The organism is Cupriavidus sp. DF5525, from assembly GCF_040149425.2.
Taxonomy (GTDB): Bacteria; Pseudomonadota; Gammaproteobacteria; order Burkholderiales; family Burkholderiaceae; genus Cupriavidus; species Cupriavidus pickettii_A.
Map to the genome: position 1 here is coordinate 2289382 of NZ_CP168265.1, position 25052 is coordinate 2314433.

Consider the following 25052-nt stretch of genomic DNA (forward strand, 5'->3'; position numbering starts at 1 on the left):
TGGATTGAACCGCCAAAGACAAAACCCCTCGCAGCATCAGCTGTCGAGGGGTTTTGCGGTATAAGAGCCTGGCGATGACCTACTTTCACACGGGTAATCCGCACTATCATCGGCGCGGAGTCGTTTCACGGACCTGTTCGGGATGGGAAGGGGTGGTTCCAACTCGCTATGGTCACCAGGCATAAGGGGTTGCAACGCTGGGGTTGAGGCCAACGCTGCGAATAGGGATGTAGTTGGGGTTGTGCGTCTTGTGTCAACTGTTTCGGCACAGTCGCGATCACACATACCAGGTAAAACACACTGGTTATAGGATCAAGCCTTACGGGCAATTAGTACTGGTTAGCTTAACGCATTACTGCGCTTCCACACCCAGCCTATCAACGTCCTGGTCTCGAACGACCCTTCAAGGAGGTCAAGCCTCCAGGGAATCCTCATCTTCAGGCGAGTTTCCCGCTTAGATGCTTTCAGCGGTTATCTCTTCCGTACATAGCTACCCTGCGATGCCTCTGGCGAGACAACAGGTACACCAGCGGTACGTCCACTCCGGTCCTCTCGTACTAGGAGCAGCCCCCGTCAAGATTCCAACGCCCACGGCAGATAGGGACCAAACTGTCTCACGACGTTTTAAACCCAGCTCACGTACCTCTTTAAATGGCGAACAGCCATACCCTTGGGACCGGCTACAGCCCCAGGATGAGATGAGCCGACATCGAGGTGCCAAACACCGCCGTCGATATGAACTCTTGGGCGGTATCAGCCTGTTATCCCCAGAGTACCTTTTATCCGTTGAGCGATGGCCCTTCCATTCAGAACCACCGGATCACTATGTCCTGCTTTCGCACCTGCTCGACTTGTCGGTCTCGCAGTTAAGCACGCTTTTGCCATTGCACTTTAGGTACGATGTCCGACCGTACCAAGCGTACCTTCGAACTCCTCCGTTACACTTTGGGAGGAGACCGCCCCAGTCAAACTGCCTACCATGCACTGTCCCCGACCCGGATTCACGGGCCAAGGTTAGAACCTCAAACAAACCAGGGTGGTATTTCAAGGACGGCTCCACGTGAACTAGCGTCCACGCTTCAAAGCCTCCCACCTATCCTACACAGATCGGTTCAAAGTCCAATGCAAAGCTACAGTAAAGGTTCATGGGGTCTTTCCGTCTAGCCGCGGGGAGATTGCATCATCACAAACACTTCAACTTCGCTGAGTCTCGGGAGGAGACAGTGTGGCCATCGTTACGCCATTCGTGCAGGTCGGAACTTACCCGACAAGGAATTTCGCTACCTTAGGACCGTTATAGTTACGGCCGCCGTTTACCGGGACTTCAATCAAGAGCTTGCACCCCATCATTTAATCTTCCGGCACCGGGCAGGCGTCACACCCTATACGTCCACTTTCGTGTTTGCAGAGTGCTGTGTTTTTATTAAACAGTCGCAGCCACCATTTTATTGCAACCCCGTCACCCTTCTGGCGCAGGCCAGTCAAGCTACCAGGGCGTACCTTATCCCGAAGTTACGGTACCAATTTGCCGAGTTCCTTCTCCCGAGTTCTCTCAAGCGCCTTAGAATACTCATCTCGCCCACCTGTGTCGGTTTGCGGTACGGTCTCGTATGACTGAAGCTTAGAGGCTTTTCTTGGAACCACTTCCAATTGCTTCGCAGCACTAGGCCGCTCGCCCCACATCCTTGAATTCCGCGCCCGGATTTGCCTGAGCGCCTTCTCCAATGCAGGGACCGGGACTTCCAACACCCGGACAACCTTCCGCGATCCGTCCCCCCATCGCATCATACGACGGTGCAGGAATATTAACCTGCTTCCCATCAGCTACGCATCTCTGCCTCGCCTTAGGGGCCGACTCACCCTACGCCGATGAACGTTGCGTAGGAAACCTTGGGCTTACGGCGAGGGGGCCTTTCACCCCCTTTATCGCTACTCATGTCAGCATTCGCACTTCTGATACCTCCAGCATCCTTTACAAGACACCTTCACAGGCTTACAGAACGCTCTCCTACCACGCACTTGCGTGCGTCCGCAGCTTCGGTGACTGGCTTAGCCCCGTTACATCTTCCGCGCAGGACGACTCGATCAGTGAGCTATTACGCTTTCTTTAAAGGGTGGCTGCTTCTAAGCCAACCTCCTGACTGTTTTAGCCTTCCCACTTCGTTTCCCACTTAGCCAATCTTGGGGACCTTAGCTGGCGGTCTGGGTTGTTTCCCTCTTGACACCGGACGTTAGCACCCGATGTCTGTCTCCCGTGATTGCACTCTTCGGTATTCGGAGTTTGCTATGGCGGGGTAATCAGCAATAGACCCCCCAACCATGACAGTGCTCTACCCCCGAAGGTGAGACACGAGGCACTACCTAAATAGTTTTCGGAGAGAACCAGCTATTTCCAGATTTGTTTAGCCTTTCACCCCTATCCACAGCTCATCCCCTAACTTTTCAACGTTAGTGGGTTCGGTCCTCCAGTACGTGTTACCGCACCTTCAACCTGGCCATGGATAGATCATCTGGTTTCGGGTCTACACCCAGCGACTCAACGCCCTGTTCGGACTCGCTTTCGCTACGCCTTCCCTAATCGGTTAAGCTTGCCACTGAATGTAAGTCGCTGACCCATTATACAAAAGGTACGCCGTCACCCGTTGCCAGGCTCCGACTGTTTGTATGCATGCGGTTTCAGGATCTATTTCACTCCCCTCCCGGGGTTCTTTTCGCCTTTCCCTCACGGTACTGGTTCACTATCGGTCGATCACGAGTATTTAGCCTTGGAGGATGGTCCCCCCATCTTCAGACAGGATTTCACGTGTCCCGCCCTACTTGTCGTACACCTAGTTCCACAACGCTGTTTTCGCATACAGGGCTATCACCTGCTAGGGCCGGGCTTTCCATCCCGTTCTGCTAACAATGCTGCTAAAGAGTACAAGGCTGTTCCCATTTCGTTCGCCACTACTCTGGGAATCTCGGTTGATTTCTGTTCCTGCAGCTACTTAGATGTTTCAGTTCGCCGCGTTCGCTTCCCACACCTATGAATTCAGTGTGGGATGACCCATACGGGCCGGGTTTCCCCATTCGGACATCTCCGGATCAAAGCTTGTTTGCCAGCTCCCCGAAGCTTTTCGCAGGCTACCGCGTCCTTCATCGCCTGTGATCGCCAAGGCATCCACCACATGCACTTGTTCGCTTGACCCTATAACGAGTGTGTCTCGATCGCTCGAAGACCTCGCTACAGGATGAGTTCTCGCATTTGTGCCGTATTCCAAGTCATCTTTCGATCACTTAAATACATTTTGGTTGATACAATCACAACCCGGTATCGCGTTGGTACTGCAGCGTCTCATCAACGCTCGCGCGACACCTTTACTACATCCCATATTGTTAAAGAACAGCCGATCGTTAGATCGCTTGGCAATGCCAAATGGAAGCACTCGTTCGCCGAGTGCTTCCATTTGGCCAACCAGCCTGGCCTTAACCACAAACTACCGATAAGTGTGAACGCTCAACTTCGGATGCACGCTCTGAAAGGAGGTGATCCAGCCGCACCTTCCGATACGGCTACCTTGTTACGACTTCACCCCAGTCATGAACCCTGCCGTGGTAATCGCCCTCCTTGCGGTTAGGCTAACTACTTCTGGCAAAACCCACTCCCATGGTGTGACGGGCGGTGTGTACAAGACCCGGGAACGTATTCACCGCGGCATGCTGATCCGCGATTACTAGCGATTCCAGCTTCACGTAGTCGAGTTGCAGACTACGATCCGGACTACGATGCGTTTTCTGGGATTGGCTCCCCCTCGCGGGTTGGCAACCCTCTGTACGCACCATTGTATGACGTGTGAAGCCCTACCCATAAGGGCCATGAGGACTTGACGTCATCCCCACCTTCCTCCGGTTTGTCACCGGCAGTCTCTCTAGAGTGCTCTTGCGTAGCAACTAAAGACAAGGGTTGCGCTCGTTGCGGGACTTAACCCAACATCTCACGACACGAGCTGACGACAGCCATGCAGCACCTGTGTCCACTTTCCCTTTCGGGCACCTAATGCATCTCTGCTTCGTTAGTGGCATGTCAAGGGTAGGTAAGGTTTTTCGCGTTGCATCGAATTAATCCACATCATCCACCGCTTGTGCGGGTCCCCGTCAATTCCTTTGAGTTTTAATCTTGCGACCGTACTCCCCAGGCGGTCAACTTCACGCGTTAGCTACGTTACTGAAGAAATGAATCCCCAACAACTAGTTGACATCGTTTAGGGCGTGGACTACCAGGGTATCTAATCCTGTTTGCTCCCCACGCTTTCGTGCATGAGCGTCAGTGACGTCCCAGGGGGCTGCCTTCGCCATCGGTATTCCTCCACATCTCTACGCATTTCACTGCTACACGTGGAATTCTACCCCCCTCTGACATACTCTAGCCTTGCAGTCACAAGCGCCATTCCCAAGTTAAGCTCGGGGATTTCACGCCTGTCTTACAAAACCGCCTGCGCACGCTTTACGCCCAGTAATTCCGATTAACGCTCGCACCCTACGTATTACCGCGGCTGCTGGCACGTAGTTAGCCGGTGCTTATTCTTCCGGTACCGTCATCGACCCGGGGTATTATCCCAGGCCATTTCTTTCCGGACAAAAGTGCTTTACAACCCGAAGGCCTTCTTCACACACGCGGCATTGCTGGATCAGGGTTGCCCCCATTGTCCAAAATTCCCCACTGCTGCCTCCCGTAGGAGTCTGGGCCGTGTCTCAGTCCCAGTGTGGCTGATCGTCCTCTCAGACCAGCTACTGATCGTCGCCTTGGTAGGCTCTTACCCCACCAACTAGCTAATCAGACATCGGCCGCTCCTGTAGCGCGAGGCCTTGCGGTCCCCCGCTTTCACCCTCAGGTCGTATGCGGTATTAGCTAATCTTTCGACTAGTTATCCCCCACTACAGGGCACGTTCCGATGTATTACTCACCCGTTCGCCACTCGCCACCAGGCCGAAGCCCGTGCTGCCGTTCGACTTGCATGTGTAAGGCATGCCGCCAGCGTTCAATCTGAGCCAGGATCAAACTCTTCAGTTCAATCTCTGTGTGGACCCTCGCGGGCCCTCGCTCTTTCGAGCGGTCGCTCACTCTCAGAAAACTGACTGACCAGATCCGAAGATCCAGTCACGTTTTGCTGTGCGAGCACTTTATAACTTGCAAGCTAAAAGACCGAAGTCTTCCGCATCCGTTATCAAGCGCCCACACTTATCGGTGTTTGTTTGTTAAAGAGCCTGTCGCGATTCGCTTTGCTTGTCGCGTCGCTGCTTTGTCAGCAGCGAAGAAGAGAGATCTTAAAGAGTTTTCTGCGATAAAGCAACTGTTTTCGAGAAACTTCTTTTTCTTCGGTAAGGGCTGCTTACCCAAGTAAATCCCTGCAACCATTTTCCCCCACCTGACTTGCAGCTCTGCTTGTGCGGCGGGAGGGGGCGAATACTAATGCCTTGATGCCGGACTTGCAAGTTTTTTTCTGAACGGGCTTGCAAGAGCCTCTTTTGTCACTTAGGTGCGCAAGGCCTTGCCGCGGGAATCGAATGGGCGGAGTCGGCGTGTTACGTGGGGTGCTTTCGTGACCTACGATGACGGTAAGCACTTGGCCTGCCCCACCCGTGACGCAGTCAGCACCCCTTCTCCTTATCCCGATCGCCAGCCTGGCCCTTGCCTGGCTCTGCTCGACCGCTGCCGCCGCCGACGCCCTGGCCCCACAGCGCGCCGAGATGGTCAAGGAGATCGCCGTGGTCGCTGCAGCCGCCGGGGCCCAGAGCGGCAGGCATGCGCTCGACCCGCGCGTGATGGCGGTGATGGGGCAAGTGCCTCGCCACGAGTTTGTGCCGGACCAGCAGAAGTTGTACGCCTATGAGAACCGGCCGCTGCCCATCGGCCATGGCCAGACGATTTCGCAGCCCTATATCGTTGCCCTGATGACAGACCTGATGATGGTCAAGCCTGGCGACGCCGTGCTCGAGATCGGCACCGGCTCGGGCTATCAGGCGGCGGTGCTGGCGGGGCTGGCGCGCGCGGTGTACACGATCGAGATCATCGAACCGCTGGGGCGGCAGGCCTGCGACCGCCTGAAGCGGCTGGCCTACCGGCAGGTAGCCTGCAAGGTGGGCGACGGCTACTACGGCTGGGACGAGCACGCGCCCTATGACGCCATCATCGTCACCGCGGCGGCCAGCCATGTGCCGCCACCGCTGATCCGGCAACTGAAGCCGGGCGGCCGGATGGTGATCCCGGTGGGCGCGCAGTTCCTGACGCAGTATTTGCTGCTGGTCGAGAAGTCCGGGGACGGCAGCGTTTCCACCAGGCAGATCCTGCCGGTCAGGTTCGTGCCGCTGGTTGGCAAGCATTAAGGCATCGCGGCACATCGGCCGTGCCAGCCTGCGCCATGCCACGACCGCCACTACTCGCCCTGGCCTTGCTCTCTGCCGCCGCGCTTGGCTATGAAATCCTGCTGATGCGGCTGCTCTCCATCATCCAGTGGCATCACTTCGCTTACATGATGATCAGCGTGGCGCTGCTGGGCTACGGGGCGGCGGGTGCGCTGGTGGCACTGGCGCAGCGAACGCTGATCCGCCATTTCATGCCGGCTTTCGCTGGCGGCGCCCTGCTGTTCGGCGTTGGCGCGATGGCCTGCTTCGCGCTCGCCCAGCACGTAGCGTTCAATCCTTTGGAAATCCTGTGGGAGTCGTCACAGCCGCTGCGCTTGCTGCTGCTCTACCTGCTGCTGTTCGTGCCGTTCTTTTGCGCCGCCACGAGTGTCTGCCTGTGTTTTTCCCGCTTCAACGAGCAGGTTCACCGCATCTACAGCTTTGACATCCTTGGCGCCGGGCTGGGCTGCCTGGGCATCATCGTGGCGCTGTTCGTGCTGAGCCCGGTCGATGCACTGCGGCTGGTCAGCACGGCGGGCATGGCGGCGGCCGCACTGGCAAGCGTTGAATGCCGCTGGCATCGGCCCTGGCTGCCGGCGCTGCTGCTGTCGGTGGCAATCGTGCCGGCCGGCGTGCCAGGCGACTGGATTGCGCTGCGGCCGTCCGAGTACAAGGAGCTGAGCCAGACCCTGCGCATCGGCAACGCGCGCGTGGTGGCGGAACGGTCGAGTCCCCTCGGCTTGGTCACGGTGGTGGAGAGCCCCTCGATCCCGTTGCGGCACGCGCCCGGGCTGAGCCTCAATGCAAGCCTGGAGCCGCCGCCGCAACTGGCCGTGTTTACCGATGGCGACGGGCTCAGCGCGCTCAGCCGCTATGACGGCCGGCGTGAACCGCTTGCCTACCTGGGCGACCTCACCTCTGCCCTGCCCTATCACCTCCTGCGAGGCCCCAAGGTGCTGGTCCTGGGCAGCGGTGCGGGGGCGGACGTCTTGCAGGCAATCTATCACCGGGCCAGCGCGGTCGATGCCGTGGAGCTGAATCCGCAGGTGATCGAACTGGTGCAGGGCCGCTTCGCTGCGTTCTCCGGCAAGCCGTACAGTGCGCCCGGCGTGCGTGTCTTTGCCGGCGAGGCGCGCGGATTCCTGGCGGCCAGCACGGAACGCTACGACCTCATCCAGGTGGCCCTGCTGGATTCCTTCAGCACTTCGTCGGCGGGACTGTATGCGCTCTCCGAGAGCTATCTCTACACCGTGGAAGCCTTCCAGGGCTACCTGCGCCATCTTCGGCCCGGCGGCCTGCTGGCGATCACGCGCTGGGTCACGCTGCCACCCCGTGACATGCCCAAACTGCTCGCTACCGCCGTGGCGGCCATGGAAGGCGCGGGCGTGCCGGAGCCGTCGCGGCGGCTGGCGCTGGTCCGTGGCTGGAAGACGGCCACGCTGGTCGTCAAGAACGGGGAGTTCGATGCGGCGGACCTTGCCGCCCTGCGCGACTTCTGCCGCACGCGCTCGTTCGACGTCGAATACTATCCCGGCATCCAGCCCGATCAGGCGAATCGCTACAACGTGCTCGACAAGCCCTACTTCTACGACGCCACACAGGCCTTGCTCGGCCCCAATCGCGACCAGTTCCTGTCCCGCTATAAATTCGACGTGCGGCCAGCTACCGATGACAGGCCGTACTTCTTCCATTTCTTCAAATGGCGCACGCTGCCTGAACTGCTGTCGCTGAAGGCGCAGGGCGGCCTGCCCTTGCTGGAATGGGGCTATCCGGTGCTGGTGGCAACGCTGCTGCAAGCCACCGCCGCGGCATTGCTGCTGATCGTGGTCCCGCTCCGGATCCTGCGGCGCCGCCCTGGCCCGCAGCCCGCCAGGGGGCCTGGCGGCAATGGCGCAGCGGTGCACCAGCCGCCCGAATGGCGATTCGGCTTCTACTTCCTGGCGGTCGGCCTTGGCTTCATGTTCGTGGAGATCGCCTTCGTCCAGAAATTCATCCTGTTCCTGAGCCACCCGCTCTATGCGGTCGCGGTTGTGCTGTGCGCCTTTCTCTGCTTTGCGGGATTGGGGAGCCGGTATTCCCAGCGCATGCCTGCCCGCGGCGGCGATCACCGCGGCAGGCGGCAGGCGGCGCTGGCCGTCAGCGGCATCTGCGTGGCCTCGCTGGTCTACCTTGTGGCGCTGCCGACGGTCTTCCGGCTGCTGATCGCGTTACCGGATCCGGCCAGGATTGCCATCTCGGTGCTGCTGATCGCCCCGCTGGCGTTCCTGATGGGAATGCCGTTCCCGCTCGGTCTGGCGCGTGTGGCAGCCCACGACGAAACGCTGGTGCCCTGGGCATGGGGCATCAACGCCTGCGCCTCGGTGGTGGCGGCGGTGCTTGCCACGCTGGTCGCGATCCATGTCGGATTCACCGCGGTGGTACTGGTGGCCCTGCTCCTGTACGCTGCCGCCGCGCTTGCCTGCCCATGAATCGCGGGCCGAGGTGAGGCGCCATCCCAATGACGCTACAGGCGAATGATCACGGATTTCAGCTGCGTGTAGTGCGCGAGCGCCTCCACGCCCTGCTCGCGCCCGTAGCCGCTTTGCTTGAAGCCGCCGCATGGCGTTTGCACAAAACCGCCGCTGTACTCGTTCACGACAATGCGACCGGCCTCCAGCGCGCCGGCGACGCGATGGACACGACCGATATCGCGGCTCCAGATGCCGGCCGCCAGCCCATAGTCGGAGTCGTTGGCGATGCGGATGGCGTCCGCCTCGTCCTCGAACTTGATGACACAAAGCACCGGCCCGAAGATCTCCTCGCGCGCGATCTCCATGTCATGGCTCACGCCCAGGTAGACGGTCGGTTCGATGAACCAGCCCTTCCCCATCTCCGGGCCCTGTGCCACACGCCCCCCAATGGCCGGTACGAGCCCGACACGGCGGGCCGAGTCGAAGCTTTCCTGGACCTTCTCAAACTGGGCCCGGGTCGTCATCGGGCAATAGTTGATGACTTCGCCGCGTCATGGCCGAGCAGTTCCCCTCGGAGGTGCGCGCGACCGGCGTGGCGCTGCCCTATGCTATCTCGGTGACATTGTTCGGTGGCACGTTGCCGTACATCATGACCTCGATGTCGAAGGCGGGATTGTCGGAGTACAGCTGGGTCTATGTCGCCGCGGTCTGCGCGGTGGGGTTCCTGGTGTATGCCTTCATGCCGGAAACGAAGGGGAAAGCCCTGGACTAGACCAGACAATGCCGCGGCGCCGGACCGGACCGCGGCTAGCGTGCCCCGTCGCGGACCCCGGGAAGCGCATCGCAAGTCTATGGTCGGGCCCTCGCTACTACGGCTAATCCCTGGTCAGGTTTTCCAGCCACAGGCTCATTAGCCCGGCACGGCCCCTGACGCCGAACTTCCGGAAGATGCCGGTCACATAAGAATGGGTCGTGGAAACGGCCAGGCCGAGGCGCTGGGCAATCTGCTTTTCCGAGGCGTCGGTCAACAGCAGCCGCAAGACTTTCTGCTCGTGGGGCGCCAACGGAACGGAAGACAGCGCCAGCCCGAGGTCAAGCACGCTTTTTTTCCTCAGCGCCGTGATATCGCGCGCCACCCCGACGCGCAGCCGCTCCGACTGGAGCCATCCGGCCGACCACATGATATGGACGGCGCTGCCGTCCTTGTGGCGATAGCGGTTTTCAAAACCGACCCGCTTCTTCCCGGACATGACCTGCTTGGCCTCGATGATGGTCCTGTCCCGGTCCGCCGCCATGACCAGATCGATGATGAATTCGCCCGTCATATCCCTCGGCACATAGCCAAATATGCCTTCGCAGGCGGCGCTGACATACTGGATGCGGCCGCTCGTATCGACCAGGAACACGGCGTCCAGCAAATGGTCCGCGACTTCAGTGATGTCTTTTCCGATCTCGATACTCATGGCAGGCCGAGAAAATCCCGATGCTGGTGAATTGAATGGACACGTCGACCGGATGCAACCGAACGCGACCGGGGCAAAGTGAAGACTAGACCACTCTCCAGCGCATGTACAGCAATGGCATCGGTAGCACTGTTTCCGGCTTGCAACGCCGCAAAACCATCCCCAGTCGCCGCCAATGCCCGCGCGCCTTCAAGAGCACCCTGCTGATTAGCAGGGTATTACCTTTTGCGCCATTTCGATAGGATCTTGGCCATCATTTGCCCGCTGCTTCGATCACACAACAAAGGCCCCGCCCGGGGCTTCCAAATCCGTAGCCAACGCGAGTTGGGGCAAATGATCGAAATGCCTCCACATTGCCTGCCTCTCGCAAGGGAGGGGTCGTCGAGGTCAGGAAGGGGAGCGGCCCGGCCCGCTGACAGAGGTGGCAGTGCGGCCTCTGTCAGCGGGGACCGCGCAACGCCGCCGCGAGACCCAGTGGCCAGCACCTTCGACGCACGCCTGGTCCTCCCACTTTTTCCGTAACGGCTCTTCGCCGCTGCTCAAGACGCGCAAATCAGTGCGAGAATTTCCGGAGGCCGCAATACCCGGCAATCCAGGCCCCTCAGATCCAACACACTGCCAATGCCAGCCTTGCAGCTGAAGGAAGCATGAGCGCCGCTGAGAATGCTTCGCGAAGCGCCGACTGTCCCGCTATCCTGTTCGGCGCCTTTGACCGCCATAACTTTGGCGACCTGCTGCTGCCTCATGTCATCGCACGCCTGATCGCCCGGCCCGGCCTCCGTTACGGCGGCCTGGCCGAACGCAATCTGACAGCCCTGGGGGGCCATCGCGTGCATGCAATGGAGCGACTGGCGGCCAGCCTCGGCAACACCGCCGTCGATATCATTCATGTCGGAGGCGAGACCCTGACCTGCAATGCGTGGGAAGCGGCCGTGATGCTGCTGTCACCCGAGCGGGCTCGCGACGTCGTGGCGCAGCTCGATGCACGGCCGCTGGAGCGGGCCGCCTGGGCGCGCGAGGTGCTGGGGATGCCGGACCTCGCCCCCTATCTGCTGCAGGCCGGCATCTTTGCCAAGGCGGGGCGAGTGATTTACCACGGCGTAGGCGGCATCGCGCTTGAACAGGTTGAGCCAGCCATGCGCGACGAGGTGGTGGCCAAGCTCAAATCGGGCACTTGCGTTGGCGTCAGGGAGCAGCAGACCCGGGCCATGCTGGCGGCCAATGGCATTGACTGCCGCCTGGAACCCGACCCGGCCGTGATGGTGGCCGAGCTGTTCGGCGATCGCATCCGGCAACGCGCCCGCCATGGCGAGCTCGCGGGGGTGGTCTCGCGCTTTCCGCGTGGATATCTCGCGGTGCAGTTCAGTGCCGACTTTGGCGATGATGAAACGCTTGCGCAGCTTGCCTCCCAGCTTGAACGTGTGTCCCGGGCCAGAGACCTCGGCGTGGTGCTGTTCCGCGCCGGCGCGGCGCCCTGGCACGATGACCTTGGCTGCTACCGGCGCCTCGCGGCACGACTGCGAGACACCCCCATCGCAGTGTTTGGCTCGCTCAACCTGTGGGATATCTGCGCGCTGATCGCGCACAGCCGCGGTTTCGCCGGCAGCAGCCTGCATGGCAGCATCGTTGCGGGCGCGTTCGCCCTGCCCCGGTTGGGCGTGCTGCGGCCCGGGCAGGCGCTTGCGCAGAGCAAGCAGGCTGCCTTTGCCGCGACCTGGGGCTCGGCCGGAGCGCCGGCGGCGGTGCCCGTGCAGGAGCTTGCCGCCGGCATGGACATCGCCTTGGCAACCGGGACTGCGCAGCGCGAAGACCTGGCCCGGGGATTGGCCAAGGCCTTTCGGGACAGCTTCAGCGCGGTCCGCGACAGCTAAGCCACCAGGAAACGCTCGCATAAAAGGGCCCAATATGCCGCGCCCACAGGAATGTTTCCGTCATTGAAGTCGTAAGCAGGATTGTGCACGCTGCAGCCTCCTGCCTTGCCTGCTTCGCCATTGCCAATCCACAGATAGCAGCCAGGCACCGACTCCAGCATGAACGCAAAATCCTCACTGGCGGCAATGGGCGACGCTTGGCCATTGACATGTTCTGGACCCAGCAGTTCTAGCGCGACCTGATGCGCAAATTCCGTCTCAGCCCTTGTGTTCACAAGTACCGGGTAGCCACGCTGATAATCGACCTGCGCTTTCACGCCATAGCTTTGCGCCTGTGCGGATACCAGGTCTTTGATGCGCTGTTCGAGCAGTTCACGCACGCTGCGGTCCAATGCGCGCACACTCAGCCTCAGCACGGCGTGCGCGGGAATGATATTGGCGACGGTACCGGCCTGGAACGCCCCTACGGTAATGACAGCCGTTTTCAACGGATCGACATTGCGCGCCACAATCGTCTGCAAGCCCATCACGATCGCTGCGCCTGCCACGACAGGGTCGACGGCGTCGTGGGGAATCGCCCCATGTCCGCCGACGCCTTCCAGCGTGATGGTCACGTTGTCAGCGGAAGCCTGGGCGGGTCCGTCGCGCAGCAGCAATCGGCCCGCGCGCGTGCCGGGTACGTTGTGCATGGCAAAGACGGCATCGCAAGGATACTTTTCGAACAGCCCGCCCTCCATCATCTTCTTTGCGCCGCCCAGCCCTTCCTCGGCCGGCTGGAAGATGAGGTTCAAGGTGCCGCTGAAACTACCGTGCCGGGCCAGGTACCTTGCCGCGCAAAGGAGCATGGCCGTATGGCCATCATGCCCGCAGGCGTGCATCACACCCGGATGGCAGCTTGCATAGGGCAGCCCCGTGACCTCGCTCATCGGCAGGGCATCCATGTCGGCCCGGATGCCGAGGCGCCGCTTGCCTGTGCCGCGCCGCAGGCGGCCGACGACACCCGTCGTGCCCAGTCCACGCTCGACCTCATAGCCCCATTCGCCAAGCAGGCTAGCCACGATTTCGCTGGTGCGATGCTCTTCGAAGCCGAGTTCAGGATGCCGGTGCAGGTCGTGCCGGACTGCGACGAATTCGTCTGCGCTGTGCTTCAGCGCGGCCAGGATGGGATGCATGCGCGTCCTTACTGCGGTTGCAGGCCAATGGCACGGGCAATGCCGCGGTACTGTTCGATGCTTTGCTGATACGCCTTCTGGCTCTCCGCCAGCGACACTGGCCTGGATGCCGGCAGGTTCGCCGCGTCAAGGCTGGCGCGCACGGCGGGATCCGCCAGCGTCTGCACAATGGCTTTGTGCAGCGCTTGCACGACCGGCTCTGCGGTGTCCTTTTTCACGAATACGCCGGCCCAGGTCGCGTAATTGAAGCCCCGCAGTGCCTTGCTCTCATTCACGCTGGGCACCGATTTCACGGCATCCAGGCGCGTCGGAGATAGCACGGCCAGCATCCTGACCTGACCGCTACGCATGCGTTCAATGTCGGGCTTGCCAAACGGCGAGATAAAAATGTCGATGATCCCGCCCACGAGGTCCTGGATGACCGGCGCACCGCCCTTGTAGGGGACGTGTGTCATCGGTACGCCGATGGTCTGGGACATATGTGCCCCGAGCAGGTGATACAGCGAGCCGACACCCACGCTCGCATACGTCAGCGGCTTGCCAGCCTTGGCTGCCTGCGCGGCATAGGCGGCCAGTTCGTCGACATCCTTTACCGGCAGATCCCTGCGCACCAGGATCGCAAGATCGACAGCGCCGACCATATGCACCAGCCGGAAATCCTCGCTCCTGAATTTGATTGCCGCATTGGCCAGCGGGGTAGTAATGAGCTCGCCAGGCCCTGCCTGCAATAGCAAATGGCCGTCGGCCGGTGCGTGCAGGACCTTCTGGGCGGCAATTGCTCCACCAGCTCCCCCAAGGTTCTCGACAATGACCGGCTGCCCGAACTGCCGGGAGAGCGGCGCGTTCAGGTTCCGCGCAACCACGTCGGAGAGGCCGCCCGCCGGGAAAGGCACCATCAGCGTTACCGGCCTGTCAGGAAAGCCGTGGGCCGGCGCCAGGCCGGTAAAAAGCAGTCCTGCAACCATGCCGCCCAGCCAGCGGCGGCCAACGTTCTTGAATCGGGTCATGGCTGTCTCCTCAGTGCGTGTTTTTGTGGAATCGGATCGTAAAACGCCATCGACGATGTGTCCAATGCATTATTAGTCTAAAATTTATTCAAAAATCTCATACCAAAGTGCGTAATGCATCTCAAACATCTTAAGCATCTGCTGATGGTGGCGGATATGGCGTCCTTCAGCCAGGCGGCGCAACGCCTGCACCTGACCCAGTCCGCGCTGAGCCGGAGCATCCAGACGCTGGAGGACGAACTGGGAGGCCGTCTGATCGACCGGCACGGCAAGCGCAATGTGCTGACGCCATTGGGGGAGCTGATTGCAAACCGGGCCCGGCGTATCGTGTTCGAGGAAGCCGAGCTGCACCGCAGCGTCGAACTATTCCACCATCACAACCTGGGAGCCATCCGCGTCGGCCTGGGCGCGGGGCCGGGCGCCGTGCTGGCGACGCCGTTTCTCCGATACATGGCCAGGCACCATCCCGGCATACAGGTCAGCGTGTCGCTTGGCACTTCCGATGCGCTGATGATCCAGCTGCGTCAGCGTTCGCTTGATGCCGTCATCGTGGAGGTGAGCAGCGTGGCGCCAGCCACGGACCTTCGCCACGAACTGCTTAACGCGTTGCAAGGTCGTTTTATCTGCCGCACAGGACATCCGCTTCTGCAACAGGCCGCCGGCGGCAACGCCATAACGTTCGACGATGTCATGCGATATCCGCTGGCTTCCGCCCCACTCAGCACGGAAGTCGCACGCAGCCTGGTGAAGCGCTTCGGGCCGCGAGCCGATCCGGAGCATTGCCTGAGCCTCAGGTGCGAGAATGTCCGGAGCCTGGTCGAAGCTGTGCTGGATTCCGACGCGATCCTGTTCAGCATCGTCGCGGCGGTGCGTGCGGAATTTGCCGAAGGGAAACTATGCGAGCTGGTCACCACGCCGGCGGTCGACGACGGGCCACGCTATGCCTTTTTCACGCTTGCAGGGCGCACTGAGGCGCCAAGCATGGAGTTGTTCCGCAGATTCGTGGATGAGCATTTGCGGGACTAGTGCCACCTTTCGCCGGCTCCGGAATAGAGGTTGGAAACTGGTGGCACAAGTCCCTCGAAAGGAAGGGCTATCGCCCTTCCTCTCACCGCCCGGTCTTCTCCTGCGACACATCCATGATCATCCGCGTCAACAGGTACAGCCTCGGCGTGACCGAGTTCAGGTCGACATACTCGGCATCGTTGGAGTGGGCGCCGAACCCGCGCAGCCCGAAGCGTTCGATCACCGGCGCTTTGGTGGCCGCAGCGGCAAAGGCCGCGTCAGTGCCACCGCCCTCCGCGGTGTCATGGACCTGGAGCGTTTCGCCGATCTCGGCATAGACGCCCTGCGCATGCGCGGCGAGCTTGCGTGCCGCGTCGGTTACCTCGAGCGGCGGACGGCGGCGCTCGAATTTCACTTCCACCTTGGTGTCGGGAATCAGCTGCTTGCGGATGCGTTCCTGCAGCGTTTTCTCAAGGCTATCGTAGTCAGCGGTGCGCAGCACGCGTACGTCTGCCTGCGCGCTAGCGGTGGCCGGGATCACGTTGCGATTGGTGCCGGACGAGGAGACGGTCCAGTTGACCTTGAGGCCGGTGGCCGGATTGGACAGGTCGCGCATCTGCAGGACCTGGTGCGACAGTTCATAGAGCGCATTGCGGCCCTGCTCCGGCGCACTGCCCGCGTGCGACGCCTTGCCCTGCACCGTGAGATAGATCGAGCCGATGCCGCTGGTCGCCAGCGACAGGCGGTCGCCGTTGACGCGGCTGGCCTCGCACGAGAACACGGCATCCTGCTGCGCGCCCAGCCGGCTCAGCACGGCGCGCGCACCGGGCGAGCTGATTTCCTCGTCGCCGTTGATCAGCACCGTCAGCGTGCCGTAGTCCTTGAACTTCATCTTCTGCAGGATGGCGATGGTGTGCAGGATCACGGCCACGCCGTTCTTGTCGTCGGCGATGCCCAGCCCGTAGGCGCGGTCACCCTCGATGCGGAAGGGCTGCTGGGCCAGCATGCCACGCAGGTACACGGTGTCCATATGGGCGATCAGCATGACGTTGCGCTTGCCGCTGCCCTTGAACTGCGCCATCACCATCTTGCCCACCTGCTTGGGCGTGTCTTCCATCCGGTAGATTTCGGCGGGCTCGACCAGCTTGGCTTCGGTGGCGCCCAGTGCCGCCAGCCGGTCGCGGATCAGCGTGGCGATGCGGTCCAGCCCTTCGATGTCCTTGCTGCCGGACTCGATCGACACCAGGTCTTTCAGGGTCGCGATGAGTGCAGGCTTCTCCTGTTGCGCGAGCTGGTGAACCGGTTCGACCGGGGCGGCAGCCGCGGTACCGGCAAGCGTGGCGCAGGCGATGAACAGACTGGTGGCGCTAAGGGAGATACGGCGAGGCATGGACAAGGTCTCCGGGGGTTGCGGGTTGTGGAGGGGGAATGCCGGGGCTTTGAACAATGCCCCCAACGCGGCTGATGCTGCACTCCGCGAGCATAGCGCGTCGGCGGGTGACGCGCTATGGCAGGCGCCGCAGCCAAGGGGACGCCTGTTGCTCCCCCGCGTCGAACAGCCTTACCTCACAACGGCCCCGGAAGCGCCTTCAGACCGACCCACAGCACACCGATGACGACATTGACCGGCACGCTGAGCGCGCAGGGCACGTAGAACAGCGCAGACAGCCCTGGCGCGCATAGCATCAGTTCGACCGCGCCACCCAGTGCGTAGAAGAACAGGCCGCACCAGAGCCACCGTCGCATATAAGTCAGCAGCCAGTGCGCGTGCGCCTGGTTGAAACGCCAGGCAACCGAGCGCTCGAGCAGGTTGCCGCGGCTGGCGTCCCGGAACAGCCAGCCGAAAAAGAAGTAGCGATACAGCATGGTGCGAAAGGCAAGCTCTTGCATGATGACTCCTTCAGCCGCGCCAGCCTGCAGTACTCCAGGCCTATGTCAGAAGCGTTGCCGGAACTTGCTGTGCCAGAAGCGTCACCGTGGGGCGCTGCAGGCAAGATACCGGCTCAACAAGCTCCAGCGTATCAAGGAATCGCCCTGTCCGAAGCCCCTCCGCGCCATCTGCGCCCTCTGCGCTCGTCATCCTGTCCGCTTGCATGCAACAACCAATGCCAGGCGACGGCCTGATCCCGTCTCAGCCCCCGAAGCGGATCGGGTCGTACGGCAAAGCATCGATATAGGGCACCTCCTCGTCTATCAGTTCGGCGAGCAGTCGCGCCGTGGCCGGGCCCAGCGTGAAGCCCTGGTGCGCATGCCCGAAGTTGAACCACAAACCGGGATGGCGCGGCGCCCTGCCCACGATGGGGCGCATGTCCGCGACGCAAGGTCTGGCCCCCAGCCACGGCGTAGCTTCGACCGGTTCGCCAAGCCGCACCAGTTCGCTGGCGTAGCGTTCGGCCCGCAGCAACTGGACGGGCGTCGCCGGCGCTTCGTGGTGCGCGAATTCGGCACCCGTGGTCAGGCGCAGGCCGCGCTTCATGGGCGCCAGCATCAGGCCGTTCTCGGCATCGAGCAGCGGCAGTTTCGGCATCGGATCGGCTGCGTAGTGGCGGTGGTATCCGCGCTTCACGAACAGCGGAAAACGGTAGCCGAGCGGCCGGGTCAAAGCCGGAGCCCAAGGCCCGAGCGCGATCACCGCATGGGCCGCCGTGAGCGGCCCGTCGTCGGTGGCCACGGTCCAGCCGGTGCCCGTTTGCTTCAGCGTGGTGGCATCGCCCCGGCGGATGGTGCCGCCCTCGTTTTCGAAGTACGTGGCGTAGCGGTTCACCAACTCGCCGGGGTCGGCGATGGTCCAGGGGTCGCGCCAGTGGATCGCGCCGGCCATGGACCCGTGCAGCGCCGGCTCGGTGGCGGCAAGCCCTGCGCTGTCGAGAATCCGGCAATCGAGTCCGTGCAGCCGCGCCACCTCGGTGGCATTGCGCGCCGCCTGCTCGAACGGCAAGTTGCGACGATAACCCTGCAGCCATCCCGACCGGCTCACGAGGTCCTGGGCGCCGGCCAGCGTGAGCAGGCGTTCATGCTCGGTGAGGCAGTGGCGGATCAGTGCGCTATAGGCCGTCACCGTCCCGGCATACCGCGCGGGCGCCGATTCGCGCCAGTAGCGCGCCAGCGTCGGCAGCAGGCTCGCCAGCGCCAGCGGGTGGTAGTGGACATCGTTGCCCTGGCGGGTAATCACGCGCAGCACGGCCATCCACTCGCGCGGAAAGGCATAGGGCTGCACCGCTTCGCGCTGGATGATGCCGGCGTTGCCATACGAGGTTTCCCTGCCGGGTGCCTGCCGGTCGACCAGCACGACCGCGTGGCCGCGCTGGCGCAGCGCCAGCGCCGTGCAGACGCCGACCATGCCGGCGCCGAGTACCAGGATCTCCTTGGTCATGCCTGTATTCTGCCTTTTAAGAGAGGGTCGAAGCGACGACCGGGATTTCAAGTCAAGCCGGCATGCGGGTTTGCGGGAGCGGCACGTGTGCGGTCGGGTCATGGCAAGCAACAGGTCGGGGAAGGCAACGGCATCCCATGCCTGATTCTGCATTGCCGGATGGGCCGGACGGAACATGCGGTGCGAGCAATTAATTGAACGCATGATTGCCGATCTGGCAATCATGCCTCGCCAATCTGCGTAATGGCCGCGGCCAGGTGCTGGACGAAAGCCCGCCCCGCGGGTGGCAGGTTGCGCCGGGCCAGGGTCTGGATCTCGACATAGCGCTCGTTCATCTCCCGGTCGCGCAAGGGCACGGCGGCGATGGTGCCCGCCTTCAGCTGGCTCCGTACCGAAAGCTCCCCGTAGAAGGTAATCACGCCGCCCCCTGCTGCCGCGAATCCGAGCAAGGAATTCAGCTGGTTGCTGGAAAACACGGTCTGGTAGCTCAATCCCTGGCGGCTGCAACCTGTGTCGAGCAACTGCCGCAGCGAACTGTCCTTGGGCGGCAACGCCAGCGGATGGGCGACGACCTGGGACAAGGAAAGCTGGCGCTGGCCCGCCAGCGGATGATCCGGGGACATGACCGCCAGCACGGGCGCCGGATGGCGCAGCTCCACCTCGATATCCAGTTCCGGAAGCCCGCTCAGCGTGATGCCGACGTCAGCTTCACCGTCGCGGATGCGCTTGGCAATGTCGCCCTGCGGGCAGACGTCCAGGTCGAAGCGGATGCCGCCGTACTTCTCGCGGAAGCTCGCCGCCAGCGTCGGAATGAAATCGTGCGCCAGGCCCTCCACGCTCGCCAGTCGGACCTGCCCCACGCGCAGGCCGCGCAGCGCCTGGATATCCCCCGTGACGCGCTCGATGTCCTGCTGCGCCCGCTTGGCATGGGCAGCCAGCAACTCTCCCGCCGCATTGGGGACGAGGCCCCGCGCCCGCCTGTCGAACAACAAGGTGTCGAGCTCGCTTTCCAGCTTGGCGATCTGCCGGCTGACCGCCGACGGCGCCACATTGAGCTTCTGGGCGGCGTCCTTGACCGAGCCGGTGCGCACGACCTCGAGGAAGTAGCGGACAGCGGTTTCCTGCAGGATGCGGTAGGACATGGTGGCTTGGGCAGGGACAAGGGGCGACAAGGTCGATTCTATTGATTGCCGATTCGGCAATCAAGACTTCGAAACATTGCTACGATCTCACTCCGGATCGGTCGTACGATGGTGTCACGCGCCCTGCTATGCAACGCGTCGTCCTGCCACCTGCCGGAGCACCAATATGCGATCCCCCACCCACCGCGTCTTGTTCGTCCTGACGGCCTGCGGCCTCGCCGCCGGAACTGCTCTGGCGCCGGCCGTTACCGCCGCGCAAGGCAGCTATCCATCCAAGCCGATCCAGCTGATCCTGCCGTTTCCGCCAGGCGGCGCCACCGATGTGGTCGGCCGCGTGATCGCCAGGAAAATGGGCGAACGCCTTGGCCAGACCGTGGTGGTTGAGAACCGTCCCGGCGCCGGCACCGTCGTCGCGGCCAGCTATGTGGCCAAGTCGGCACCGGACGGCTACACCCTGATGGCGACGTCGGGCACCACGTTCACGGTCAATCCCGCGGTCTACGCGCGGCTGCCCTATGACCCGCAGAAGAACTTCGATCCGATCGGCCAGATCGGCTCGACCGGCCTGATCCTGCTGGCGAACCGCGATGTGCCCGTGAACAACCTCAAGGAGTTTGTCACCGCGGCCAAGGCCGAGCCTGGCAAATACTCGTACGGCTCGTTCGGCGCCGGCACCACGGCCCATTTCGCCGCGGAGCAGTTGCTGAACCTCACCGGCACCAAGCTGCTGCATGTGCCCTATAAGGGTAGCGCCCCCGCCATGACCGACCTGATCGGCGGCCAGATCCCGTTCAGCGTGGACACCGTGGCCGCGGCCCTCCCGCAGCTCAAGGCCGGCAAGATCAAGGCCATCGCGGTCACCACAGCGAAGCGCTCGTCGCTGTTGCCCAATGTGCCGACCGTCGCCGAAAGCGGCTATCCCGGCATGGACGCCAGCACCTGGATCGCGCTGGTCGCGCCGCATGGCGTGCCGCCGGAAGTCAAGGCGAAGCTGGAAAAGGCGCTGGCCGAATCCGTCGCCGATCCGGCCACGCGCAAGCAGCTGACCGACAACGGCATCGAGCCCTCCTACGCGCCCGGCAAGCAAGTCAGCACCATGATCGAAAAGGAAATCCCGCAGATGCGGGCCATTGCGCAACGCGCAAATATCAAGCTCGACTGACCTTCAGACGCGGGCCATTGGCGCCGGGACGGCGCGGCTCCGGAGACACCAATTTCATGAACGCCCAAGACAACCTGACCTCGGCTTCCGCGGTCGAACTCCGCCGCCTGATCGGCACCGGGGAGATCTCGCCGGTTGAACTGCTCGACGCCTGCATCGCCCGCATCGAGACCTACAACCCGCTCATCAACGCGATCACCGCCACCTGCTTCGAGCGCGCACGCGAAGAAGCGCGGCGCGCCGAGCAGGCGGTGCTGCGCCGCGAACCGCTGGGCCTGCTGCATGGCCTGCCGCTGGGGGTCAAGGACCTGGAGGCCACCGAGGGCCTGCTGACCACCTATGGCTCGCCGCTGTACCGCGGCCATGTACCCACCCAGGACAACGTGCTGGTGTCGCGGCTGCGGGCGGCCGGCGCCATCGTGGTCGGCAAGACCAATATCCCGGAAATGGGCGCCGGCGCGAACTCCCGCAATGCCGTCTGGGGCGCGACCGGCAACCCCTTCAACCCGAACCTCAACGCCGGCGGGTCCTCCGGCGGCTCGGCCGCCGCACTGGCCGCGGATTTCCTGCCGGTTTGCACGGGTTCTGATACCGGTGGCTCGCTGCGCATTCCCGCGGCCAAATGTGGCGTGGTCGGCTTCCGGCCCTCGCCCGGCGTGGTCCCGAACTCGCGCAAGCTGTTGGGATGGACGCCGATCTCGGTGGTCGGCCCGATGGGCCGCACAGTCGCCGATGCCTGCCTGCAGCTCGCGGCTTCGGCGGGTGTATCGGTCACCGATCCCTTGAGCTATGCGGTGGATGCCGCCGCCTTCGCCTCCCCGGCGCCCTTGGACCTGTCATCGTTGCGGGTCGGCTGGACCGAGGACTTCGGCTGCTGCGCCGTGGACGAAGGCATCCGCCGGGTGTTCCGCGGCAAGATCGCCGCGATGCAGCATCTGTTCAAGCGTTGCGACGAGGTGAGCTTCGATCTTGGCGATGTGCATCGCTGCTTCGACGTGCTGCGCGCGGAGAGCTTTGTCGCCGGCATGCACGAGGCCTACCAGCGCGACCCCGCCAGCCTGGGGCCGAACACGCGCGCCAATTACGAGATGGGCGCGAAGATGTCGCTGGTGGACAGCGCATGGGCGCAGGCGGAGCAGAACCGCATCCTGCAGCGCTTCCAGCAGGCCTACCAGGATTACGACCTGATCCTGTCGCCGACCACGCCGGTCTCGCCGTTCCCGTGGACGCGCCTGTTCGCGGAGACCATCAACGGGGAAAAGCAGGAGAACTACTACCGCTGGCTGGCATTGACCTATGTCGTGACTTTGACCACGCACCCGGCCATCTCGCTCCCGTGCGGCACCGATGAGCTCGGCATGCCGTTCGGCCTGCAGGTGACCGGCCGCTTCCGCGCCGACGCGCAAACGCTGGGCGCGGCGCAAGCGATGGAAACGGCCTTTGCCGGCTCGGCGGCGTTGCGCCGTCCGGTGCCTGACCTGGCCTCGCTCAAGCCGGCCACGCCGGCGCTACGTTCCATTGTCACGGCGCCGCCGGTCTTCAACGCAGGGGCGCATCGGGAGGGCGTTTCCGCGGTATAGCCTGGCTCGGGGGCCGCAACGCAGTCCTACCATCGTGGTTCGCGATGGCAGGCTCTCGAACCACTGTTTTTCAGCCGGCTTGCCGCCGGTCATCATTTGGCCGTCCCCCAGTACCGCCCGCGTTCGCGCGGCAAAGCACAAAGGAATGCCAAATGGAGACTGTCGAACAGAGGCCCGGTCGTTACCGGTTCACGGGCCACGAGCGTGTGCTGCACAACGTATCGGCCCCAGCCGCCCTGCCCGGCGTCCTGTCGCTGCTTGGCTACAGCCGCGTGTTCATCGTGTGCTCCCGGTCGATACACACGAAGACCACCTTCATTGACCAGCTGAAGGCCCGCCTGGGCGGCCAGATCGTCGGCCTGACCGACGACGTCGGCGAGCATTCGCCATTGTCCAATGTGCTGAAGGCGGCCCGCGCCGCCCGCGATGCGCGCGCGGATGTCCTGCTCTCTGTGGGCGGTGGCTCCGTCATGGACATGTGCAAGGCGATGCAGCTTTGCATCTCAGAGGGCGCCTACGACCGGGAAAGCATGCTGGCGCTGCAATTCGTGTTGTCCGAGGACGGCACGGAAATGCTGACCACATCGCACGCACCGGCGGCGATTCGCCAGATCGCGATTCCGACGACGCTGGCCACCTCGGAATGGACACCGGTCAGTACGCCTGTCGATGACGAAACCCGGCTCAAGGCACGCTTCGTGGTGCCGGATGGCTCGCCACAGGCGATCCTCTACGACCCTGTCCTGCTCCAGCAGACCCCAACGCGCCTGCTCATGTCGACCGGCATCCGCGGGCTCGATCACGCTATCAATACGGCCTGCTCTTCCGCCACCCATCCGTTTGCCAGCCTGCTTGCGGAGAAGGCGATCCAGCTCTATATGCAGAACCTGCCGAAACTGCGCGACACGACGCAGCGGGATCCCTTCACGCAGTGCCAGCTCGCCACCTGGTACACGGGCATGGGCCAGATGTCCGTGCCCCACGGATTCAGCCATTGGATGGTCCATATCATCGGGCCTTATGGCGGCATCGCGCACAGCGATGCGGCATGCGTGCTGATGCTGGCACAGGCGAAATGGCTCGAAGGCACGGCCACGTCGCAGCATGACCGCCTGCGCGCTGCCCTCGGACAACCCGGGCGGCCGTTCCATGACATCCTGCGCGATTTGCTCGTGGAACTGGGCATGCCGACCACGCTCGGAGACCTTGGACTCGCCAGGGCCAAGGTCGAGAGCATGATCGGCCCGGCGCTGGAGCATCCGATGGTGACGCGCAACAACCTTCGGCCGATCACGACCGAGGCTGACCTGAGGGCTGTCCTTGAGCTGGCCTGGCAATGACAATTGTCGCGCAGCACGGATTGTGCCGTCGCATCGGACGATGGCACAATCCGCTTGCCCCCATGCCTGGGGCCGGGATGCCGGCTCCGGTCCTGATTTCTTCCTGCCATGAGGATCGATCCGGTTTCGCTCAGGCTGTTCCTTGCGGTGTCCGAGCTCGGCACGATCGCGGCCGCCGCTGAGCGCGAGCACATCGCCGCCTCCGCCGTCAGCAAGCGCATCAGCGATCTCGAGGCGCTGCTGCGCACGCAATTGCTGGAGCGCAGCAACAAGGGCATCTTCCCCACGCCGGCGGGCATCGCGCTGCAGAACCTGTCGCGCGGCATCGTCAACGACCTCGACAATGTCGCGACGAAGATGCAAGAGTACGCCAGCGGCACGCGCGGCCTGGTCCGCATCTATGCCAACGTTTCCTCCATCGCCCAGTTTCTGCCAGCCGACCTGCAGGGCTTTATCGAGAAGTATCCCGACGTACAGCTGCAACTCGAGGAGCGGATCAGCACCGCGATCCTGCGCGGCGTGGCAGAGAACGCCGCCGACATCGGCTGCTATGCCGAGGTGGGCGGGCACCAGCATGACGTCATCACCCTGCCGTACCGGGAGGACCAGCTCGTCGTGGTCGTGCCAAAGGGAAGCCCGCTCGGTCGGCGCAAGAAGCTGAACACAGCGGAACTGCTGGGGCACCACCTGATCGGCTTGCAGACCGGCAGCTATATCAATCTGCAGCTGCAGCGCATCGCCGGCGAGCTCGGGGTGCCGGTGAAGTTCCGCATGCAGGTCAACAGCTATGACGCGGTATGCCTGATGGTGGAGTCCAATATGGGCATCGGCATTCTGCCCGTCAGCCTTGCCAGGCGCTATGCCAGGACACTGGGCATTCGCGCCATCGGCCTCGATGCACCATGGGCACAGCGCAGGCTCAACCTGTGCATTCGCTCCTACGATGGTCTTCCCGTGGCGGCCCGGTTGCTGGTGGACCACCTGTGCCCGGCGGCGCGGTCGATCGCCGCCGCCACGCGATCCACCGCCTAGTCGACTGTCGCCCTGGCGGTCAGGCGCCCGGGTACCGCCAACGCCGCAAACAGGCGCACCCCGCCTTGCCGCCG

Annotated in this window: 17 protein-coding genes and 3 rRNA genes; 9 read left to right on the forward strand and 11 right to left on the reverse strand. The window is 62.8% G+C overall.

Features of this window, described 5'->3' with window-relative positions:
* Window positions 1-66 precede the first annotated feature (66 nt).
* The 3 genes from rrf to ABNX08_RS10670 all read right to left on the reverse strand — a co-directional run bounded on the left by rrf (window position 67) and on the right by ABNX08_RS10670 (window position 5050).
* Window positions 67-180 (reverse strand): 5S ribosomal RNA (gene rrf / locus ABNX08_RS10660).
* A gap of 128 nt (window positions 181-308) precedes the next feature.
* Window positions 309-3187, reverse strand: a 23S ribosomal RNA gene (locus ABNX08_RS10665).
* Window positions 3188-3518: 331 nt separating this feature from the next.
* Window positions 3519-5050: ribosomal RNA gene (locus ABNX08_RS10670) — 16S ribosomal RNA — on the reverse strand.
* The 16S, 23S and 5S rRNA genes sit together here, the layout of an rRNA operon.
* Before the next feature lie 539 nt (window positions 5051-5589).
* Between ABNX08_RS10670 and ABNX08_RS10675 the strand changes: the two genes are divergently transcribed.
* Together ABNX08_RS10675 and ABNX08_RS10680 are read left to right on the forward strand one after the other, a co-directional pair.
* On the forward strand, window positions 5590-6363 hold the full coding sequence (locus ABNX08_RS10675; protein ID WP_022535206.1) for a protein-L-isoaspartate(D-aspartate) O-methyltransferase: 774 nt from the start codon (window positions 5590-5592) through the stop codon (window positions 6361-6363).
* A 35-nt stretch (window positions 6364-6398) separates the two neighbouring features.
* Window positions 6399-8849, forward strand: coding sequence for an SAM-dependent methyltransferase (locus ABNX08_RS10680; protein ID WP_349606025.1), 2451 nt, complete (start codon window positions 6399-6401; stop codon window positions 8847-8849).
* Window positions 8850-8884: 35 nt separating this feature from the next.
* On the opposite strand, the gene ABNX08_RS10685 is transcribed toward ABNX08_RS10680, so the two are convergent.
* Entirely contained in the window at window positions 8885-9355 is a 471-nt protein-coding gene (locus ABNX08_RS10685) for an aldehyde dehydrogenase family protein (RefSeq protein ID WP_022535208.1), read from the reverse strand.
* Between the two features lie 29 nt (window positions 9356-9384).
* Here ABNX08_RS10685 and ABNX08_RS10690 point away from each other — a divergent pair, with 29 nt between their 5' ends.
* The gene (locus ABNX08_RS10690; RefSeq protein WP_022535209.1) at window positions 9385-9603 is read left to right on the forward strand and encodes an MFS transporter; all 219 of its coding nucleotides are present in this window, start codon (window positions 9385-9387) and stop codon (window positions 9601-9603) included.
* Window positions 9604-9706: 103 nt separating this feature from the next.
* Here the strand turns inward: ABNX08_RS10690 and ABNX08_RS10695 are convergent, their stop codons facing one another.
* On the reverse strand, window positions 9707-10294 hold the full coding sequence (locus ABNX08_RS10695; protein ID WP_022535210.1) for a helix-turn-helix transcriptional regulator: 588 nt from the start codon (window positions 10292-10294) through the stop codon (window positions 9707-9709).
* Between the two features lie 647 nt (window positions 10295-10941).
* On the opposite strand from ABNX08_RS10695, the gene ABNX08_RS10700 reads away from it, so the two are divergent.
* Entirely contained in the window at window positions 10942-12165 is a 1224-nt protein-coding gene (locus tag ABNX08_RS10700) for a polysaccharide pyruvyl transferase family protein (RefSeq protein WP_022535211.1), read from the forward strand.
* On the opposite strand, the gene ABNX08_RS10705 is transcribed toward ABNX08_RS10700, so the two are convergent.
* Window positions 12162-13337 (reverse strand): M20 aminoacylase family protein, encoded by a 1176-nt coding sequence (locus ABNX08_RS10705; protein WP_022535212.1) that lies wholly within the window; start codon window positions 13335-13337, stop codon window positions 12162-12164. The two genes, ABNX08_RS10700 and ABNX08_RS10705, sit on opposite strands and share 4 nt — an antisense overlap.
* Before the next feature lie 8 nt (window positions 13338-13345).
* Complete coding sequence (locus ABNX08_RS10710) at window positions 13346-14302, reverse strand: tripartite tricarboxylate transporter substrate binding protein (RefSeq protein WP_374063598.1); 957 nt, start codon at window positions 14300-14302, stop codon at window positions 13346-13348.
* Between the two features lie 156 nt (window positions 14303-14458).
* On the opposite strand from ABNX08_RS10710, the gene ABNX08_RS10715 reads away from it, so the two are divergent.
* Window positions 14459-15370 carry a LysR family transcriptional regulator gene (locus ABNX08_RS10715; RefSeq protein ID WP_022535214.1) on the forward strand — a complete coding sequence of 304 codons (912 nt, stop codon included), beginning with the start codon at window positions 14459-14461 and terminating at the stop codon, window positions 15368-15370.
* Window positions 15371-15452: 82 nt separating this feature from the next.
* Here ABNX08_RS10715 and ABNX08_RS10720 read toward each other — a convergent pair whose 3' ends face one another.
* The 4 genes from ABNX08_RS10720 to ABNX08_RS10735 all read right to left on the reverse strand — a co-directional run bounded on the left by ABNX08_RS10720 (window position 15453) and on the right by ABNX08_RS10735 (window position 19864).
* Window positions 15453-16739, reverse strand: coding sequence for a M20/M25/M40 family metallo-hydrolase (locus ABNX08_RS10720; RefSeq protein ID WP_022535215.1), 1287 nt, complete (start codon window positions 16737-16739; stop codon window positions 15453-15455).
* A 176-nt stretch (window positions 16740-16915) separates the two neighbouring features.
* Complete coding sequence (locus tag ABNX08_RS10725) at window positions 16916-17239, reverse strand: hypothetical protein (protein ID WP_022535216.1); 324 nt, start codon at window positions 17237-17239, stop codon at window positions 16916-16918.
* A gap of 241 nt (window positions 17240-17480) precedes the next feature.
* On the reverse strand, window positions 17481-18722 hold the full coding sequence (locus ABNX08_RS10730) for an FAD-binding oxidoreductase (RefSeq protein ID WP_022535217.1): 1242 nt from the start codon (window positions 18720-18722) through the stop codon (window positions 17481-17483).
* A 221-nt stretch (window positions 18723-18943) separates the two neighbouring features.
* The gene (locus ABNX08_RS10735; RefSeq protein WP_041681058.1) at window positions 18944-19864 is read right to left on the reverse strand and encodes a LysR substrate-binding domain-containing protein; all 921 of its coding nucleotides are present in this window, start codon (window positions 19862-19864) and stop codon (window positions 18944-18946) included.
* Between the two features lie 166 nt (window positions 19865-20030).
* On the opposite strand from ABNX08_RS10735, the gene ABNX08_RS10740 reads away from it, so the two are divergent.
* The 4 genes from ABNX08_RS10740 (at window position 20031) to ABNX08_RS10755 (ending at window position 24978) form a co-directional block, all read left to right on the forward strand.
* Window positions 20031-21026: a tripartite tricarboxylate transporter substrate binding protein gene (locus ABNX08_RS10740; RefSeq protein WP_022535219.1), complete on the forward strand. Its 996-nt coding sequence runs from the start codon at window positions 20031-20033 to the stop codon at window positions 21024-21026.
* Between the two features lie 56 nt (window positions 21027-21082).
* Entirely contained in the window at window positions 21083-22606 is a 1524-nt protein-coding gene (locus ABNX08_RS10745) for an amidase (protein ID WP_022535220.1), read from the forward strand.
* 152 nt (window positions 22607-22758) lie between these two features.
* Window positions 22759-23946, forward strand: a complete 1188-nt coding sequence (locus tag ABNX08_RS10750) for an iron-containing alcohol dehydrogenase (protein ID WP_022535221.1) — start codon at window positions 22759-22761, stop codon at window positions 23944-23946.
* A gap of 108 nt (window positions 23947-24054) precedes the next feature.
* Window positions 24055-24978, forward strand: a complete 924-nt coding sequence (locus ABNX08_RS10755; RefSeq protein ID WP_022535222.1) for a LysR family transcriptional regulator — start codon at window positions 24055-24057, stop codon at window positions 24976-24978.
* Window positions 24979-25052: the final 74 nt, after the last annotated feature.

Coding starts and splice junctions, on each gene's coding strand:
- ABNX08_RS10675 (WP_022535206.1), top strand. CDS start 5,590: ATGACGGTAAGCACTTGGCCTGCCCCACCCGTGACGCAGTCAGCACCC.
- ABNX08_RS10680 (WP_349606025.1), top strand. CDS start 6,399: ATGCCACGACCGCCACTACTCGCCCTGGCCTTGCTCTCTGCCGCCGCG.
- ABNX08_RS10685 (WP_022535208.1), bottom strand. CDS start 9,355: ATGACGACCCGGGCCCAGTTTGAGAAGGTCCAGGAAAGCTTCGACTCG.
- ABNX08_RS10690 (WP_022535209.1), top strand. CDS start 9,385: ATGGCCGAGCAGTTCCCCTCGGAGGTGCGCGCGACCGGCGTGGCGCTG.
- ABNX08_RS10695 (WP_022535210.1), bottom strand. CDS start 10,294: ATGAGTATCGAGATCGGAAAAGACATCACTGAAGTCGCGGACCATTTG.
- ABNX08_RS10700 (WP_022535211.1), top strand. CDS start 10,942: ATGAGCGCCGCTGAGAATGCTTCGCGAAGCGCCGACTGTCCCGCTATC.
- ABNX08_RS10705 (WP_022535212.1), bottom strand. CDS start 13,337: ATGCATCCCATCCTGGCCGCGCTGAAGCACAGCGCAGACGAATTCGTC.
- ABNX08_RS10710 (WP_374063598.1), bottom strand. CDS start 14,302: ATGGTTGCAGGACTGCTTTTTACCGGCCTGGCGCCGGCCCACGGCTTT.
- ABNX08_RS10715 (WP_022535214.1), top strand. CDS start 14,459: ATGCATCTCAAACATCTTAAGCATCTGCTGATGGTGGCGGATATGGCG.
- ABNX08_RS10720 (WP_022535215.1), bottom strand. CDS start 16,739: ATGCCTCGCCGTATCTCCCTTAGCGCCACCAGTCTGTTCATCGCCTGC.
- ABNX08_RS10725 (WP_022535216.1), bottom strand. CDS start 17,239: ATGCAAGAGCTTGCCTTTCGCACCATGCTGTATCGCTACTTCTTTTTC.
- ABNX08_RS10730 (WP_022535217.1), bottom strand. CDS start 18,722: ATGACCAAGGAGATCCTGGTACTCGGCGCCGGCATGGTCGGCGTCTGC.
- ABNX08_RS10735 (WP_041681058.1), bottom strand. CDS start 19,864: ATGTCCTACCGCATCCTGCAGGAAACCGCTGTCCGCTACTTCCTCGAG.
- ABNX08_RS10740 (WP_022535219.1), top strand. CDS start 20,031: ATGCGATCCCCCACCCACCGCGTCTTGTTCGTCCTGACGGCCTGCGGC.
- ABNX08_RS10745 (WP_022535220.1), top strand. CDS start 21,083: ATGAACGCCCAAGACAACCTGACCTCGGCTTCCGCGGTCGAACTCCGC.
- ABNX08_RS10750 (WP_022535221.1), top strand. CDS start 22,759: ATGGAGACTGTCGAACAGAGGCCCGGTCGTTACCGGTTCACGGGCCAC.
- ABNX08_RS10755 (WP_022535222.1), top strand. CDS start 24,055: ATGAGGATCGATCCGGTTTCGCTCAGGCTGTTCCTTGCGGTGTCCGAG.